We start from the raw sequence: 14613 nt of genomic DNA, 5'->3' as shown, positions 1-14613 counted from the left end.
GGTAGCACGGCTCATAAATATAAATTTCAACCTTAATAACTTATTAATTTGTTCTTACGCTTAAGTAACTCTATGATTTTATTGAGGACAATGAGGTATGAATAAGCATTAAATCATGTAATTAGTATTTGAGTTTCGTAAGTTTGGGTGTTAAGCTAGCAAAATAGTGTCAATCGCACCCTGATTCTGACCGTTTATCGGTTCGATTAAAGGCATTTGCCACACTACATCGATTAATTATATTGCTAATGATTAGGTAAGTTGGTATCGCAAGATTTCACCTAATTGTTATCGCCGTCTAAACCCTTTTAGCGGTGCAACTTTTTTTGCTTATTAACTGCCTAATTTTGGAGCTGCTATGAAATTATTAAAAGCTGCGTTGTTTACTGCCTTATTTTCTTGTGCAGGTCTAGCAAACGCTGAGTTAATATCAAACGTACCACTTGATACGTCACGTTTTGAGCTAATGCCAGTTAGTGAACTGTCTAACCGCGCTGCCCAAGGTAACGATCACGCTCAGTTTTATTTAGCCAAGCGCTTACAGAAGGGTGAAGGCATTGCAAAGAATACCCAGCAAGCTATCCAGTGGTATACCAAAGCGGCTCAGCAAGGCGTTGCCCCTGCTCAGTTGAATCTTGCCATCATGTACTTGCGCGGTGAAGGTGTGCAGCCTAATTTGCAACAAGCGAAAGTTTGGTTAGAAAAAGCCGCAATGCGCGGCGATAACCGTGCCAGCTATACGCTTGCATTGCTCGATGAAAAGCAAAAAAATCTAGTCGATGCTTATAAATGGTACGATTTGGCTGCCCGTGATGGCATGCTTGATGAAAAAGTACGTAATAAAGCACGCGGTAAAATCGGTCAGTTGGCATTGAACTTATCAAGCTCAGATATCGCTAGCGCCCGCAGCAAAGCGGATACTTGGTTCCAGAGTAAATAATATTTAGCAATATACAGTTTTAGTTTAAAAATAAAAATCCAGCCTTTGCGCTGGATTTTTTGTGTTTCTTTGCATTACTCGAAATTTTATTATTTATGTTTTAATTTCATATTAATCTTTTTGAGATTCCTTTTTCTGTCTTACTAGTCGGATATTACTCTTACTAAAGTCAAATTTATAAGTATCAGCATTCATACCTGACCGAAGAGAATCATAATAAATAATTAAATTACAGACATTTAAAAGAGATATGATCAAATCTTTCTTTGCAACTCCGTATCCATATTCTTCACTTATATTTATCCAACCTTGATTATGAAAACAATCAAGCACTACCGTAAACTTCAATTTTGAAAACATTTCAATACGATGGATATTACTTTCAGTAGAAACATAATAATCTTTAAAGTCACACTTATTTATCATATATTTTATCATTTCATTATTACTATATTCAGGCAGTTCCAAATACACATCTGTAATATCGGCTTTTCCTTTTTTATTAATCAATAAAAGCGAAATATTAAAATTCTCACTTACTGAAAGAAAAGTTAATATTGTCTCGAGCTTTGAACTTATTTCAAATTTAGGTTTATTATCTTCAATTTGTTTTTAATAGTCTTCATACTGCATCTGAGTAATTTCAAGTTGAGCTTGCAACGCTTTTGACTGTTCTTTTAATGCCTGCTCTGAACCTTGTTGTGATTTAATAGACCTTTTCAGCTCAAACCGCTGCAATCTAAGCTCTTGGCTTTGAATTAAATAGGCCTCTACAAACCAGTAAAAAGCTAAAAAAGAAAATATCCCTGATAGAAATGCACCAAGGTCACCTAGTGAAATTGAATTAAAATCAGCATTGTATAAGAAACTTAACCAAATAAAATAGCCTATCAAACAGAGAAATAACCATATTACAGTTATCCATTTAGCTCTAGATGGAAATCTTACTTTAGTATCATCTCTTAGCATTTCAAAATCTTCATTATTATGCATTAGGTGTTTCTTACTTCTCTGTAGGTTAGATAGGCTATACTTATAGCTTAGATAAAAACGAACTTTAAAGCTACTGATTTTTTCTTGACGAAAACGAAGATCTCTACGTTTTACGCACCATAATATAAAATCTTGCATTCACTGCATGTTTGTTATAGCTGATATTATATTCAACAAACCAAAACAATAGCAGTAATTTTTTTAGTGATTATAATCGCATATTATACGTGTTATACAACCTGTTTCTTGAATAACTCTCAGCATTGGGGAGTTTTTTGAGTAAGGTAGTAATATATTCTTTTATGCTCCGCTTAATACCATGCTTTATTCTTGCATCCTAACTAATAAGTAACTCTGTAAAGAATAAAAGACTACTTGTTCTAATAGCATTTTTTGATCAAGAAACCATCGTAACTGATATAAACTCACAGGCTTTCATATTCTTCTTCTTCATAAAACCTCCAAAACTTCCCTAAAATTTGCTACACTACGCCCGCATTAGCCAATTCCACAATCGCGCTATTGTTATGAATCTTATCAATTAGTTTCAACCGTTAATTTTAAAAAGCACCTTAAACCCAACGCACTAGGTTTGCGACCTAGCCAGCAGGAGAAAAACATGAGTACCATTCAAGACCACAATACAGATAGCAATATCCAAAACAGCACTGTCACCGACAACAAATCAGCCCCAGCCTATGATAGTGTCACCAATAACATCGTCATTGCCGCTCTATATAAGTTCACGCGTTTTAGCGATTTCGAGCAATACCGCGAGCCAATTTTAAATAATATGCTCGATAATGATGTCAAAGGCACGTTATTGATTGCTAATGAAGGCATTAATGGTACGATTTCTGGCACACGCCAAGGTATTGATAACGTCCTTGAGTATCTGCGCAGTATCGAAGCGATTGGCAGCTTTACCTTTAAAGAATCTTATACCGATGCTCAGCCTTTTTATCGTACCAAAGTGAAGCTCAAAAAAGAAATCGTTACCATGGGCGTTGAAAATATCGACCCATTGCAATCAGTTGGACGCTATGTAAAACCAAGCGAATGGAATGCGTTAATCTCAGACCCTGACGTCATTCTTATCGACACCCGTAATGATTATGAAGTTAAAATCGGTACGTTCCAAAATGCCGTCAATCCAAATACCGAAACGTTCCGCGAGTTCCCAGAGTACGTGGCAAAAGAGATGGATCCAGCCAAACATAAAAAAGTCGCGATGTTCTGTACCGGTGGTATACGCTGTGAGAAGTCTACTGCTTATATGCGTGAGCAAGGCTTTGAAGAGGTTTATCATTTAGAAGGTGGCATCTTGAAGTATCTAGAAGAAATTCCAGCCAGCGACTCTATGTGGCAAGGCGATTGCTTCGTTTTTGATAACCGCGTGTCGGTCAATCATAACTTAGAAAAAGGCAACTATGAGCAATGCTTCGCCTGCCGTATGCCCATTACTGTCGATGACATGCAAAGCCTCGCTTACATCAAAGGCGAGTCATGCCCACACTGCATTGATAAAGCGACCGACGAGCAAAAAGCACGCTTTCGTGAGCGCGAGCATCAAATGCAGCTGGCAAAGAAACGTGGCGAAGCGCATATTGGTAGCGATGTGATTGATGTGATTGAGAAACGCAAAGCCGCTAAAATTGAAGCACGTCGTCAAGCAGAAGAAGCCAATAAAGCTAACGCTGAATAAATTTAAGCTTGATAAAAGCAAAAAGGACGCCCCAATCAAATATTTGATTGGGGCGTCCTTTTCTGCTTTATTAGTACTAACTTATGACTTACTTAGTACGTAATATGGCTTAGCTACCGCGGTAAGTGCTATAGCCGTATGGAGATAAAGTGATTGGCACATGGTAATGATTATCGCCTTCGATATTGAAATTGACTTCAACATATGGATAGAAAGACTCTAGACCTTGATTTCGGAAATAAGGAGTCGTCTCAAAAATCAACTTATAAGTACCGTCATGCTCAACACCGTCTTGATTCGGTAAGAAGTTGCCGATACGACCATTATTATCAGTCTTTTGCGCATTAAGCAATTTCCAGCTACCAGTTTTCTCTTGCATCATCAGTTTTACATTGACGTTTGGTGCTGGTTTGCCCGTACTAATATCTAAAATATGACTAGATAATTGATATTTATCTTGATCACCAGCAGCATGGCTAGCCGTTGCAGTCATAGCTAATACGCTACCAAATGCAGCTGCCTTGAGTAAGTTGTTTTTCATGAATCATCCTATTCAGTCAATTGTATGTGTTAAATAAATTACCTTCTTCAGCAAGCTATTTACCATTTTTAAATATGCTTATCCGCAGAAAATAACCGTGATTTACCTCAAAAACATAATCAATCATGTTGTTCATTAAAAATATATTCATCATTATAGGCTTAATGTACTGGTGTAGTTTATATTGTTAATAAGACCTTATAATTAAGATAATGTTAACTTATATAAAAATGAGTATAGTGAATGTAAAACTTACATTCGCTATAATTTGGGTTACTTATAAATAAAAAGCATCAATGCCATGATTGAACATTGCAATTGCTTGATTTAAGACAAAAAAATAGCAGACTATCTGAATGATGGTCTGCTATTGCTATGCTAAAAATTATGTTTGCATGCAAATATTATTTAAAACAAAATACGCACGCGAATCGTCTCTTCTACGTCTTTTAACTGATCTAGCGCGGCTGTTGAATCATTATAATCAACATCCATGACCAAATAACCGACATCGCCTTCTGTCATTAGGCTCTGTGCTAGGATGTTAATTCCTGCTTCTGCAAACAGACGGTTGATCTGAGATAGCACGCCTGGCACGTTTCTATGGATATGTAATAGACGATGCGAATTTTCTTTGAATGGAATAGAAACTTCTGGGAAGTTCACGGCTGTCGCTGTGTCACCTTGGTCAGAGTATCTAACAAACTTATCAGCGACTTCAAGTCCGATATTGGCCTGTGCTTCTTGAGTTGAACCACCGATATGCGGCGTCAAGATGACGTTATCAAATTTACGCAGTGGTGATTCAAACTCTTCATCAGCTGATTTTGGCTCTTTCGGGAACACGTCAATCGCTGCGCCCAAGATTTTACCAGATTCAAGCACAGCGGCTAAATCATCAATCTCTACGCAAGTACCACGAGCGGCATTGATAAAGTAACTGCCGTCTTTCATATGGGCGAACTGCTCTGCTTTCATCATATAGCGAGTACTTGGCACATCAGGTACATGCAAAGTCACGATGTCAGCCGTTGATAGTAGCTCTTCTAGGTTACTTACTTGTACCGCATTACCTAGTGGCAATTTGGTCACAGCATCATGATAAATGACTTTCATGCCAAAGCTTTCTGCTAAGACAGACAGTTGCGAACCGATAGAACCATAACCGACGATACCGATAGTCTTACCACGTACTTCATGTGAATTGGTCGCAGACTTGCCCCAACCGCCACGATGTACGGTCGCGTTCTTTTCAGGAATGCCGCGATATAGCATGATGGCTTCAGCCAATACCAATTCAGCCACCGAACGGGTATTTGAGTATGGCGCGTTAAAGACGGGAATACCCAAATCACGTGCAGCGTCTAAGTCTACTTGGTTAGTACCGATACAAAAGCAGCCAATACCGATGAGCTTGTGCGCGTGCTCAAGTACTTCACGTGTCAATTGCGTACGCGAACGGATACCGATAAAGTGAGCGTCTTTAATCTTTTCGATCAGCTCATCTTGATCTAATGCGTGACTGATATTCTCGATATTATGATAACCAGCTCCTTCCAATACTTTTAAAGCATTGTCATGTAGACCTTCAAGCAATAAAAACCGGATTTTGTCTTTTTGTAGTGATAACGCCATATGAGAACTGTCCTATAATTGTCTTGTGAAATTATCTGAGGGATAATCTGTAGTCGAAGCCGTTTAAAGTAGGTACAAAGTAACCAAGCGCAAACCATACACTGAGTACATTAAATGAGGTTAACGTCGTAACCACTTACCAATGCTTTAACTATAGGGTGGGTGAAACGAAAACAGTCTGGATATCTTACACAAAATTGGGCGGCGATGTTAGCAGATTAGATGAATTATTGGTTATCAAGCCTGAAAACTTTTTATGCTATAGTAAATCACGCTGTTCGACGTTTATTAAACTATTTTTTACCATTTACCGCCATATAAGCACGCAACATGACATCTTTCTATCATTGCTTTACTGGCTCACTTATAATCATATAAATACGTACTATATAAACATACCTATGTGGCTATGTTTATATCCATTTAGCGATATAATAATCCCCTTTAGGCATAGCGCTTACGTTTATACCGAGATTTGACCATGACTTCTTTATCTAGCCAAAGCACCTCTGCAACCCATACAACAGCTGCTGTTCAAACTATTTTGAGCACTTTGATGGATGCCCATCAGTTTGACGCCAGCCAAATCAAAACCGACCCTGAGAGCTTAGAGCATTGGGGCAAAGACTGGACTAAGCATTTTGCGCCTGCTGCTGCTGCCATCGTCTTTCCGAAGACTACTGAGCAAGTACAAGCGATTGTATTGCTTGCCAATGAGCACAATGTGGTGTTAACGCCAAGTGGCGGTCGTACTGGTCTATCTGCTGGTGCTGTCGCCGCCAATGGCGAGATTGTCGTCAGTATGGATAAGATGAACCATATCGGACAGTTTTATCCAGCCGATCGAATAGTTGAAGTCGAAGCAGGCGTCATCACGCAGCAGTTGCAGCAATTTGCTGAATCGAAAGACCTTTATTATCCTGTTGACTTTGCCTCAGCTGGCTCAAGTCAAATCGGTGGCAATATTGGCACCAATGCAGGCGGTATCAAAGTCATACGCTACGGCATGACTCGTCAATGGATCATGGGGCTGACAGTGGTCACTGGTAAAGGCGATATCTTGCAGCTCAATCGCGGTATGGTCAAAAACGCTACTGGTTATGACTTGCGCCAATTATTTATCGGTAGCGAAGGCACGCTTGGGCTTGTCACCCATGCGCAAATCAAGCTTGAGCGTCAGCCACAAGACTTAAATGTCATGGTGCTGGGCATGGACAGCTTTAACGATGTGATGAATGTGCTATCAGCCTTTCAAGCGAAGATTGATTTGACCGCTTTTGAATTCTTTGATGATGTGGCTATTGATAAGCTGATGGCACATGGTCAAGTACAAGAGCCCTTTGAGTCGCGCACCAAGTTCTATACGCTATTAGAGTTCGAAGCGCCGTACGAGCCGATCATGGATAAAGCCATGGCGATATTTGAGCATTGTATGGAGCAAGGCTGGGTCGTCGATGGTGTCATGAGCCAGAGCTTGGCACAGGCTGAAGAGCTGTGGAAATTGCGCGAATACATCTCCGAGACCATCTCAGTATTTACGCCTTATAAAAACGATGTATCTGTACTGATAAGCTATGTCCCTGAGTTTATCACCGATATTGATCACATCGTCAGCAGCAACTACCCTGACTTTGAGGTTTGCTGGTTCGGGCATATCGGTGATGGTAACTTGCACCTTAATATTCTAAAGCCTGAAAACATGAGCAAAGATGATTTCTTTGCTGAATGTCAGGTTGTTAATAAGTATGTGTTTGAAACCGTGCAAAAATATGGCGGTTCGGTTTCGGCTGAGCATGGCGTCGGTATGACTAAAAAGCCTTATTTACAATATAGCCGCAGCGAGATTGAGATTGAATATTTGCGCGAGGTCAAAAAGGTCTTTGATCCAAATAATATTATGAACCGTGGAAAGATTTTTGATATGTAAGTGCTTATTTAATAATTAAAGTAATAAATAAGAGTATGAAAAAGACGCTAAACGTGATGGTTTAGCGTCTTTTTTTGGCTTATAAAAGCGATTATTTATAAAAATAACAACACTAGCGCTACCACTAATAACACACTTAAAACACCTTGAACGATTAAAAATGCTTGATGCGGGGCGGCGATATGACGAAACATGTTGCCCAGTGCATTGTAGGTAATACCGGCCGCTTTGATATGTGGCGGCGTATCAAAGGTTTTGATGATTTGTAAAAAATTCTCGGTACCATCAGGCGACCAATTATGCGGCGCAAATGGCAAATATGGCGATAACTGTGCGGCTTGCTTTTTGCTCGCTGGTGACCATAACCAACGCTCTAAAAATAATAAGCGCATACGCCAATCCGCAAAACGGCGATGTTCTATCGTCTGCAACAGCAATATTTCAGTATTCTTATGGCGCTTATCCGCAAATATGCGTTGCTTTAAGGCAAATACGTGCGCTTTCTCACCCTCGATGCATTGCAAAAAATGACCACTACCATAACATAGAGTACCTGTAATGCCATGCTGTTGATTATAGTTACGCGCATGACATTCTACTTCATCAAATATAGAGGCGCTTAAACGTGAAACAAGCGTCAAACTACTAACATACACCAATTGAACCAGCGCTGAGTCTTCTATCTCATCCCAGCTACTGACTCTATTGTTGTGACTTGAGGGCATAATAAAAAAATCCTAAAAAACCGATTAAATACGGCTAAACAAAACGATGCCCCAATGAAAAAAGACAGCGACTCACAAAAACGTAGCAAATAGTTACCACGTTAAACTGTCATTACTTGAGTAGCTTGTTATGATAACGAGCAAAACAAATAGACCAAAACGAAGCGCCCTAAGATATGCTATTTAAAAATAATGTTAAGCTAACAGAATATCTGTACTGACACCCTCAGGTTAGAAGCTGTACCAAACACTTGGCTTGTATTAACCCCAACGAATGTTTGTGAACATTATGAAAAATTTTATAGTCACTTCAATTTATAGTCACTTTAATTTAAATTTATAGCTACTTTAAAATGATATGAGGTTCAAAAAACATGTCAGTAACGCCAAAGCTGACAGAAGTTATAAGATAAATTATCTTCATAACTTATTGTAAATACAATGATAATTGATTGTAACGGTAATATTTTATGATTGGAATATTTTTATCACTTTTTTTACACAAAAAATTGCCAACCAAATTGTGGCAACGCATGCTATTTGATATCACTAAAATTAATAAAGATCCAAAACAGGAACATTATGAGCAAAATAGAAAAACTAGACGACTTTCATCTAACCATCGCTGAAATCAAGAAAAAAGACTATCCACAATTAAAAGCACTGATGGATCGTGTCTATGTCAACTTGGGCGGTGCATGGTCAAAGAACACTATCAATACCTTAATCGATGCCTTCCCTGAAGGTCAGATCGCTTTATTTGATCATGATCAATTGATTGGTATCGTATTATCTATGCGTGTTGATTATGCCACGTTTTCTAACCCGCACACCTACGACGACTTGATTGGTCATAAAGAGATTATCAGAGACAACCCTGAAGGCGATGCTATTTACGGTCTAGATGCGCTGATCGACCCTGAATACCGTGGTTATCGCCTAGGACGTCGATTATACGATGCCCGTAAAGAGCTGTGTCGCCAGTTAAACTTCCGAGCTATTTTGGCTGGTGGTCGTATCCCGAACTATCATAACCATCAAGATCTCACACCTGGCGAATATATTGAAGCCGTCGCGGCTCGTGAAATTCATGATTCTGCATTGTCTTTCCAACTCTCAAATGGCTTTATCGTCAAGCGTATCTTAACGGCTTATCTGCCTGATGATAAACAATCTAAAGGTTTTGCTACTCTACTTGAGTGGGCAAATATTTATTACGAGCCGCAAGACTATAAGCCAAACACTCGTAAGTCTGAGGTGCGTATTGGTGGTATCCAATGGCAAATGCGTGAAGTCGAGTCACCTGAAGAGCTGCTGCAACAAGTCGAATTCTTTGTCGATATTATGGCTGATTACAACTCTGACTTTGCTTGTTTACCAGAGTTCTTTAACGCACCGCTGATGGGTCTGTGTGAATCGACGGATCAAAACGTCGCTATTCGATTTTTAGCCGGTTATACCGAATGGTTTAAAAATGAGATATCGCATTTAGCGGTCAGCTACAACGTCAACGTCATTACAGGCTCGATGCCGTACTTGGACGAGAACGATACGTTATATAATGTCAGTTACTTGTGCCGCCGCGATGGTACGGTCGAAGAGCAGCGCAAAATCCATATTACCCCGCATGAGCGTAGCGCTTGGGTCATCGAAGGCGGTGACGAGGTTAAGGTGTTTGATACCGATGCCGGTCGTATTGGTATTTTGGTCTGTTATGACGTTGAATTCCCTGAGCTTGCCCGCCTCATGGCACTTGATGACATGGACATCTTGTTCGTGCCTTTTTGGACAGATACGCAAAACGGCTATCTACGCGTGCGCCACTGCGCCCAAGCACGTGCAATTGAAAACGAATGCTATGTGATGATTTGTGGTTCGGTTGGTAACTTACCACAGGTTGAAAGTCTCGATATTCAATATGCGCAGTCCTCTATCTTCTCGCCATCAGATTTTGCTTTCCCGCATGATGCGATTATGGCAGAAACCACTGCCAACACTGAGATGGTATTCTTCTCAGATGTGAACTTAGACAAGCTTATTCATGTCCGTAACGAAGGCTCGGTACATAATCTGCTTGATCGCCGTGATGACTTGTATAGTTTGAAATGGAAAAGAAAATCTAAAGTATCAGCCAGTAAGCTAAGCGATGATGAGCGCCTCGAAAACTCTGGTAGTGTCCTGCTCGGTGACCCATTACAAAACCGTGCGCAAAAACCTTAATCAGTCACTTTAAAATACCAACACTGAACACGGTTTAATAAAATTTATGAGTAATACGGCTGACATTTCAGCCGTTTATTTTTATCTATCAAAAATATGTAGAGTAGAAAAGTAGCCACTATGACAACTGATACTGAAAAATCCATTAAAAAGCCAAAGAAAACGCCCAAGCAAAAGGGGTTGTCTATCGCTAAAAATCTCCTCATATATGGCTTGGTATTTGCTGTTATTTATACCGCTATTAATTGGTGGCGACAACCTATCATGCCAGCCAACCCGCAATTGCAACTGACCGATCATCAAGGGCAAGTTGTTGACTTAGCGGCGCTGAGCAATGAACAACCAACGCTGGTGTATTTTTGGGGCACGTGGTGTCCCATTTGTAGTATCACCTCGCCGACCATAGACAAACTTGCCGCCGCAAATGATTATCCGGTCGTTACGATTGCCATTAAATCAGGCACTGACCAAGAGCTGCACCGCTACCTTAATGAAAATAGCTATCGCTTTACGACGATAAATGATCAAGAAGGCAGCATCTTCGCTGATTGGCAAGGACAAGTGACGCCTTCGTATGTCATCTTAAAGAATGGCGAGATGACTCAAGGTTTGACGGGCATTCAACCCTTATGGTCGCTTAAATTGCGCTTATGGTTATCATCCGTTTTTTAATGCTTAGCCTGCTGTTTAGAGTCCAATTATTTAGAGTCCAGTCGGTAGACAATGGCACTTGCCATCCGTATGATTCAATAGGTGATGCATCACTCATATAAATAATTGGTTTTGGCTAAAATAAGGACAATACTGACCAGCTCTTTTTACCCTAGCTTTTTTGTCATATAATAGCTGCCAATCTCATTGCCTCTTTTTAGTTTATTGCTATCACGGTATTTTATTATCCATAAGCATATTTTATGTTGCATTCGTCTCGATAGCATTTATTATTGACGTGAGCATATTTATGACGTTGATGCACAGCGATATATTATAAGTGAGAAAGCGATCATCAACGGTTAAGCAGCCAGCTAAGCATTACCCTAAATGTCACATCTGACTTTACATCGATTTTTAATCCATTTTCTAAAAAGACACCTTCTATGACTGATAAAAGTACTGATACGCCAAGCCAGGATTATAAAGACACGCTAAACCTTGCCGATACGCCATTTGCGATGCGTGCCAACCTTGCCAAGCGCGAGCCAGATTGGCTTGCTGCTTGGGAAGCGGATGATGTGTACGGCAAAATTCGTCAGGCACGTGCTGGGGCGACCAAATACATTTTGCACGATGGCCCTCCTTACGCTAACGGTCAGATTCACTTGGGTCACGCGGTTAATAAAGTACTCAAAGACATTATCGTGAAGTCAAAAACGCTATCCGGCTTTGATGCGCCTTATGTCCCTGGTTGGGACTGTCATGGTCTGCCTATCGAGCAAAAGGTCGAAGCCAAAGTCGGCAAGGTTGGTCAAAAAGTCTCCGCCACTGAATTCCGTGGCCTGTGCCGCGAGTATGCGAGTACCCAGATTGAATTGCAAAAGGCGGATTTTAAACGTCTAGGCGTATTTGGCGATTGGGACAATCCTTATCTAACGATGAACTTCCACCAAGAAGCCAACATCGTGCGCGCATTGGCCAAAATTTATGACAATGGTCATGTGACTCGCGGTATGAAGCCGGTCAACTGGTGCTTAGACTGTAGCTCTGCGCTGGCTGAGGCGGAAGTGGAATACCAAGATAAAGTGTCTGATGCTATCTATGTGAGCTTCGATGTTTTGGATACCGATAAGGTTGCCTCGTTGGCTGACGTAGCAGGCAATATCGCCGCTGTTATTTGGACGACGACCCCTTGGACGCTACCTGCTAACCAAGCCATCTCTGTACATCCTGAGCATAACTATAGTGTGGTGGCGACTGAAAAAGGTAATTTACTACTAGCCGCGGATTTGGTTGAAACAGCATTAACTGAACTTAAACTTAGCAATCAGGGTGTGTTAGCTACCGTATCTGGGCGCGAGCTTGAAGGCTTGCGTGCTCAGCATCCACTGATTGCAGACCGTCAAGTGCCATTAATCCTAGGCGATCACGTAACCACAGATAGTGGTACTGGCCTCGTCCATACAGCACCCGGTCACGGTCTTGACGATTATATCGTAGGTCTTAAATATAACTTACCCGTTGAAAACCCAGTCAGTGGTACGGGCGTTTATCTGGACAGCGCAGCGGTATTTGCGGGCGAGCACATTTATAAGGCCAATCCAAAAATCATCGCCGCACTGCATGACAATGGACATCTAATCAGTCATACCAAGATTGAGCACAGCTATCCGCATTGCTGGCGTCATAAGTCACCGATTATTTTCCGCGCAACGCCGCAGTGGTTTATCAATATGGAAACCAAAGGTCTGCGTGAGCGTGCACTTGCTGATATCCCAGCAGTAAGCTGGACACCAGCATGGGGACAAAACCGTATCGAAGCCATGATGACGGGTCGACCAGATTGGTGTATCTCACGTCAGCGTACATGGGGCGTGCCGATTACTTTCTTTACCCATAAAGAAACAGGCGAGCTGCATCCAAACACGCTTGAGCTGATGGAAGTCGCTGCACAAAAAATCGATGCGGGCGGTGTGGAAGCTTGGTTTGATGCCAGCTGTGAAGATTTCTTAGGGGCGGAAGCCGCGGACTATGACAAAGCAACCGACACCTTAGACGTTTGGTTTGACTCTGGCACGACGCATTTTGCCGTACTTGAACAACGCGATGAATTGACCAATCCAGCTGATATCTACTTGGAAGGCTCTGACCAACATCGCGGTTGGTTCCAGACTTCATTATTGACCTCAGAAGCCATGTACGGTCGCCCACCATTTAAGCAAGTACTGACGCATGGTTTTGTGGTTGATGAAAACGGTCGCAAGATGAGTAAGTCACTTGGCAATATCATCACGCCGCAGGAAGAGATCAACAAAACAGGCGCGGACATGCTGCGTTTGTGGATTGCATCAAGCGACTATCGTTATGAGATGAGCGCGGGTAAAACGGTCTTTAAAGGCGCAATCGATATGTATCGCCGTATCCGTAACACCCTGCGTTTCTTACTTGCCAATACCGATGACTTTGATCCTGCGACCAACAGCGTCGATATCAATGAGCTGGTCAGCCTTGATAAATTCATCATTGAGCGCGCGCAAACCGTGCAAGCACAAATCATCAGTGCTTATGATGCGATGGATTTTCACCAAGTCACCCAGCATATTACTGCGTTCTGTTCGCAAGATTTGGGCAGTTTCTATTTAGATATTATCAAAGATCGTCAGTATACGACTCAGACTGATGGACAACCGCGTCGCTCTGCGCAAACGGCGATTTACCATATCGTTCAGGCACTCATTCGCTGGATTACGCCGATTTTGTCATTCACGGCACAAGAAGCGTGGGAAGTATTGCATGGCGCTGACAGTTATGTATTTACTGAAGAATGGTACAAATTTCCAGAATTTGAGCTAAGTGCGATCAGCAACGATGACTGGCAACGTATCATGTTGGCAAAGGATATGGTCAATAAACATATCGAGACCGCACGTGGTGAAAAAATCATCAACGCTAACTTGTCTGCCGATGTTAATCTATATGCTGACGGTGCAATGCATGAAAGCTTGGCCAAGCTGGGCGAAGAGCTGCGCTTTGTACTAATCACTAGTAGCGCAACTTTGAAACCAATGAGCGACGCTCCTGCCGATAAAACAAACACAGATGAGCAAACTGACGCCAGCACGGATGAATCAGTAGACTTAGTGGTCAAGGTGAGCGCCGCAACTGGCACCAAGTGCGTACGCTGCTGGCATATCCGTGATGATATCGGTACCGATAGTGCACATCCAGAACTATGCGCACGCTGCGTGACTAACGTCAGCGGTGATGGTGAGG

11 protein-coding genes are annotated in these 14613 nt (G+C 41.5%); 6 read left to right on the top strand and 5 right to left on the bottom strand.

Features of this window, described 5'->3' with window-relative positions; all coding sequences use genetic code 11:
- Window positions 1–358: 358 nt before the first annotated feature.
- Window positions 359–940: a tetratricopeptide repeat protein gene (locus tag JMY05_RS00055; RefSeq protein ID WP_045443681.1), complete on the top strand. Its 582-nt coding sequence runs from the start codon at window positions 359–361 to the stop codon at window positions 938–940.
- A 111-nt stretch (window positions 941–1051) separates the two neighbouring features.
- On the opposite strand, the gene JMY05_RS00050 is transcribed toward JMY05_RS00055, so the two are convergent.
- Together JMY05_RS00050 and JMY05_RS00045 are read right to left on the bottom strand one after the other, a co-directional pair.
- Entirely contained in the window at window positions 1052–1408 is a 357-nt protein-coding gene (locus JMY05_RS00050; RefSeq protein ID WP_201613857.1) for a hypothetical protein, read from the bottom strand.
- A 144-nt stretch (window positions 1409–1552) separates the two neighbouring features.
- The gene (locus JMY05_RS00045; RefSeq protein WP_201613856.1) at window positions 1553–1933 is read right to left on the bottom strand and encodes a hypothetical protein; all 381 of its coding nucleotides are present in this window, start codon (window positions 1931–1933) and stop codon (window positions 1553–1555) included.
- A gap of 619 nt (window positions 1934–2552) precedes the next feature.
- Here JMY05_RS00045 and JMY05_RS00040 point away from each other — a divergent pair.
- Window positions 2553–3638, top strand: a complete 1086-nt coding sequence (locus JMY05_RS00040) for a rhodanese-related sulfurtransferase (RefSeq protein ID WP_201613855.1) — start codon at window positions 2553–2555, stop codon at window positions 3636–3638.
- 109 nt (window positions 3639–3747) lie between these two features.
- Here JMY05_RS00040 and uraH read toward each other — a convergent pair whose 3' ends face one another.
- Window positions 3748–4179 (bottom strand): hydroxyisourate hydrolase, encoded by a 432-nt coding sequence (gene uraH / locus JMY05_RS00035; RefSeq protein WP_201539760.1) that lies wholly within the window; start codon window positions 4177–4179, stop codon window positions 3748–3750.
- Between the two features lie 408 nt (window positions 4180–4587).
- Complete coding sequence (gene serA / locus JMY05_RS00030; RefSeq protein ID WP_109591030.1) at window positions 4588–5814, bottom strand: phosphoglycerate dehydrogenase; 1227 nt, start codon at window positions 5812–5814, stop codon at window positions 4588–4590.
- Between the two features lie 556 nt (window positions 5815–6370).
- Between serA and JMY05_RS00025 the strand changes: the two genes are divergently transcribed.
- Window positions 6371–7741, top strand: coding sequence for an FAD-binding oxidoreductase (locus JMY05_RS00025; protein ID WP_227678198.1), 1371 nt, complete (start codon window positions 6371–6373; stop codon window positions 7739–7741).
- 95 nt (window positions 7742–7836) lie between these two features.
- Here the strand turns inward: JMY05_RS00025 and JMY05_RS00020 are convergent, their stop codons facing one another.
- Window positions 7837–8466: a BLUF domain-containing protein gene (locus JMY05_RS00020; RefSeq protein ID WP_045443668.1), complete on the bottom strand. Its 630-nt coding sequence runs from the start codon at window positions 8464–8466 to the stop codon at window positions 7837–7839.
- A 582-nt stretch (window positions 8467–9048) separates the two neighbouring features.
- Between JMY05_RS00020 and JMY05_RS00015 the strand changes: the two genes are divergently transcribed.
- The 3 genes from JMY05_RS00015 to ileS all read left to right on the top strand — a co-directional run.
- Complete coding sequence (locus JMY05_RS00015; protein WP_045443666.1) at window positions 9049–10686, top strand: carbon-nitrogen hydrolase family protein; 1638 nt, start codon at window positions 9049–9051, stop codon at window positions 10684–10686.
- A 120-nt stretch (window positions 10687–10806) separates the two neighbouring features.
- Entirely contained in the window at window positions 10807–11358 is a 552-nt protein-coding gene (locus JMY05_RS00010; protein WP_045443663.1) for a protein disulfide oxidoreductase, read from the top strand.
- 425 nt (window positions 11359–11783) lie between these two features.
- On the top strand, window positions 11784–14613 hold a 2830-nt coding region (gene ileS, locus JMY05_RS00005), incomplete at its 3' end, for an isoleucine--tRNA ligase (RefSeq protein WP_201613853.1).

Origin of the sequence: Psychrobacter sp. JCM 18902 (genome assembly GCF_904846615.1) — a bacterium.
Taxonomy (GTDB): Bacteria; Pseudomonadota; Gammaproteobacteria; order Pseudomonadales; family Moraxellaceae; genus Psychrobacter.
Note: the sequence above shows the minus strand (reverse complement) of the source record. Positions and strands in the feature narration are given on the sequence as shown.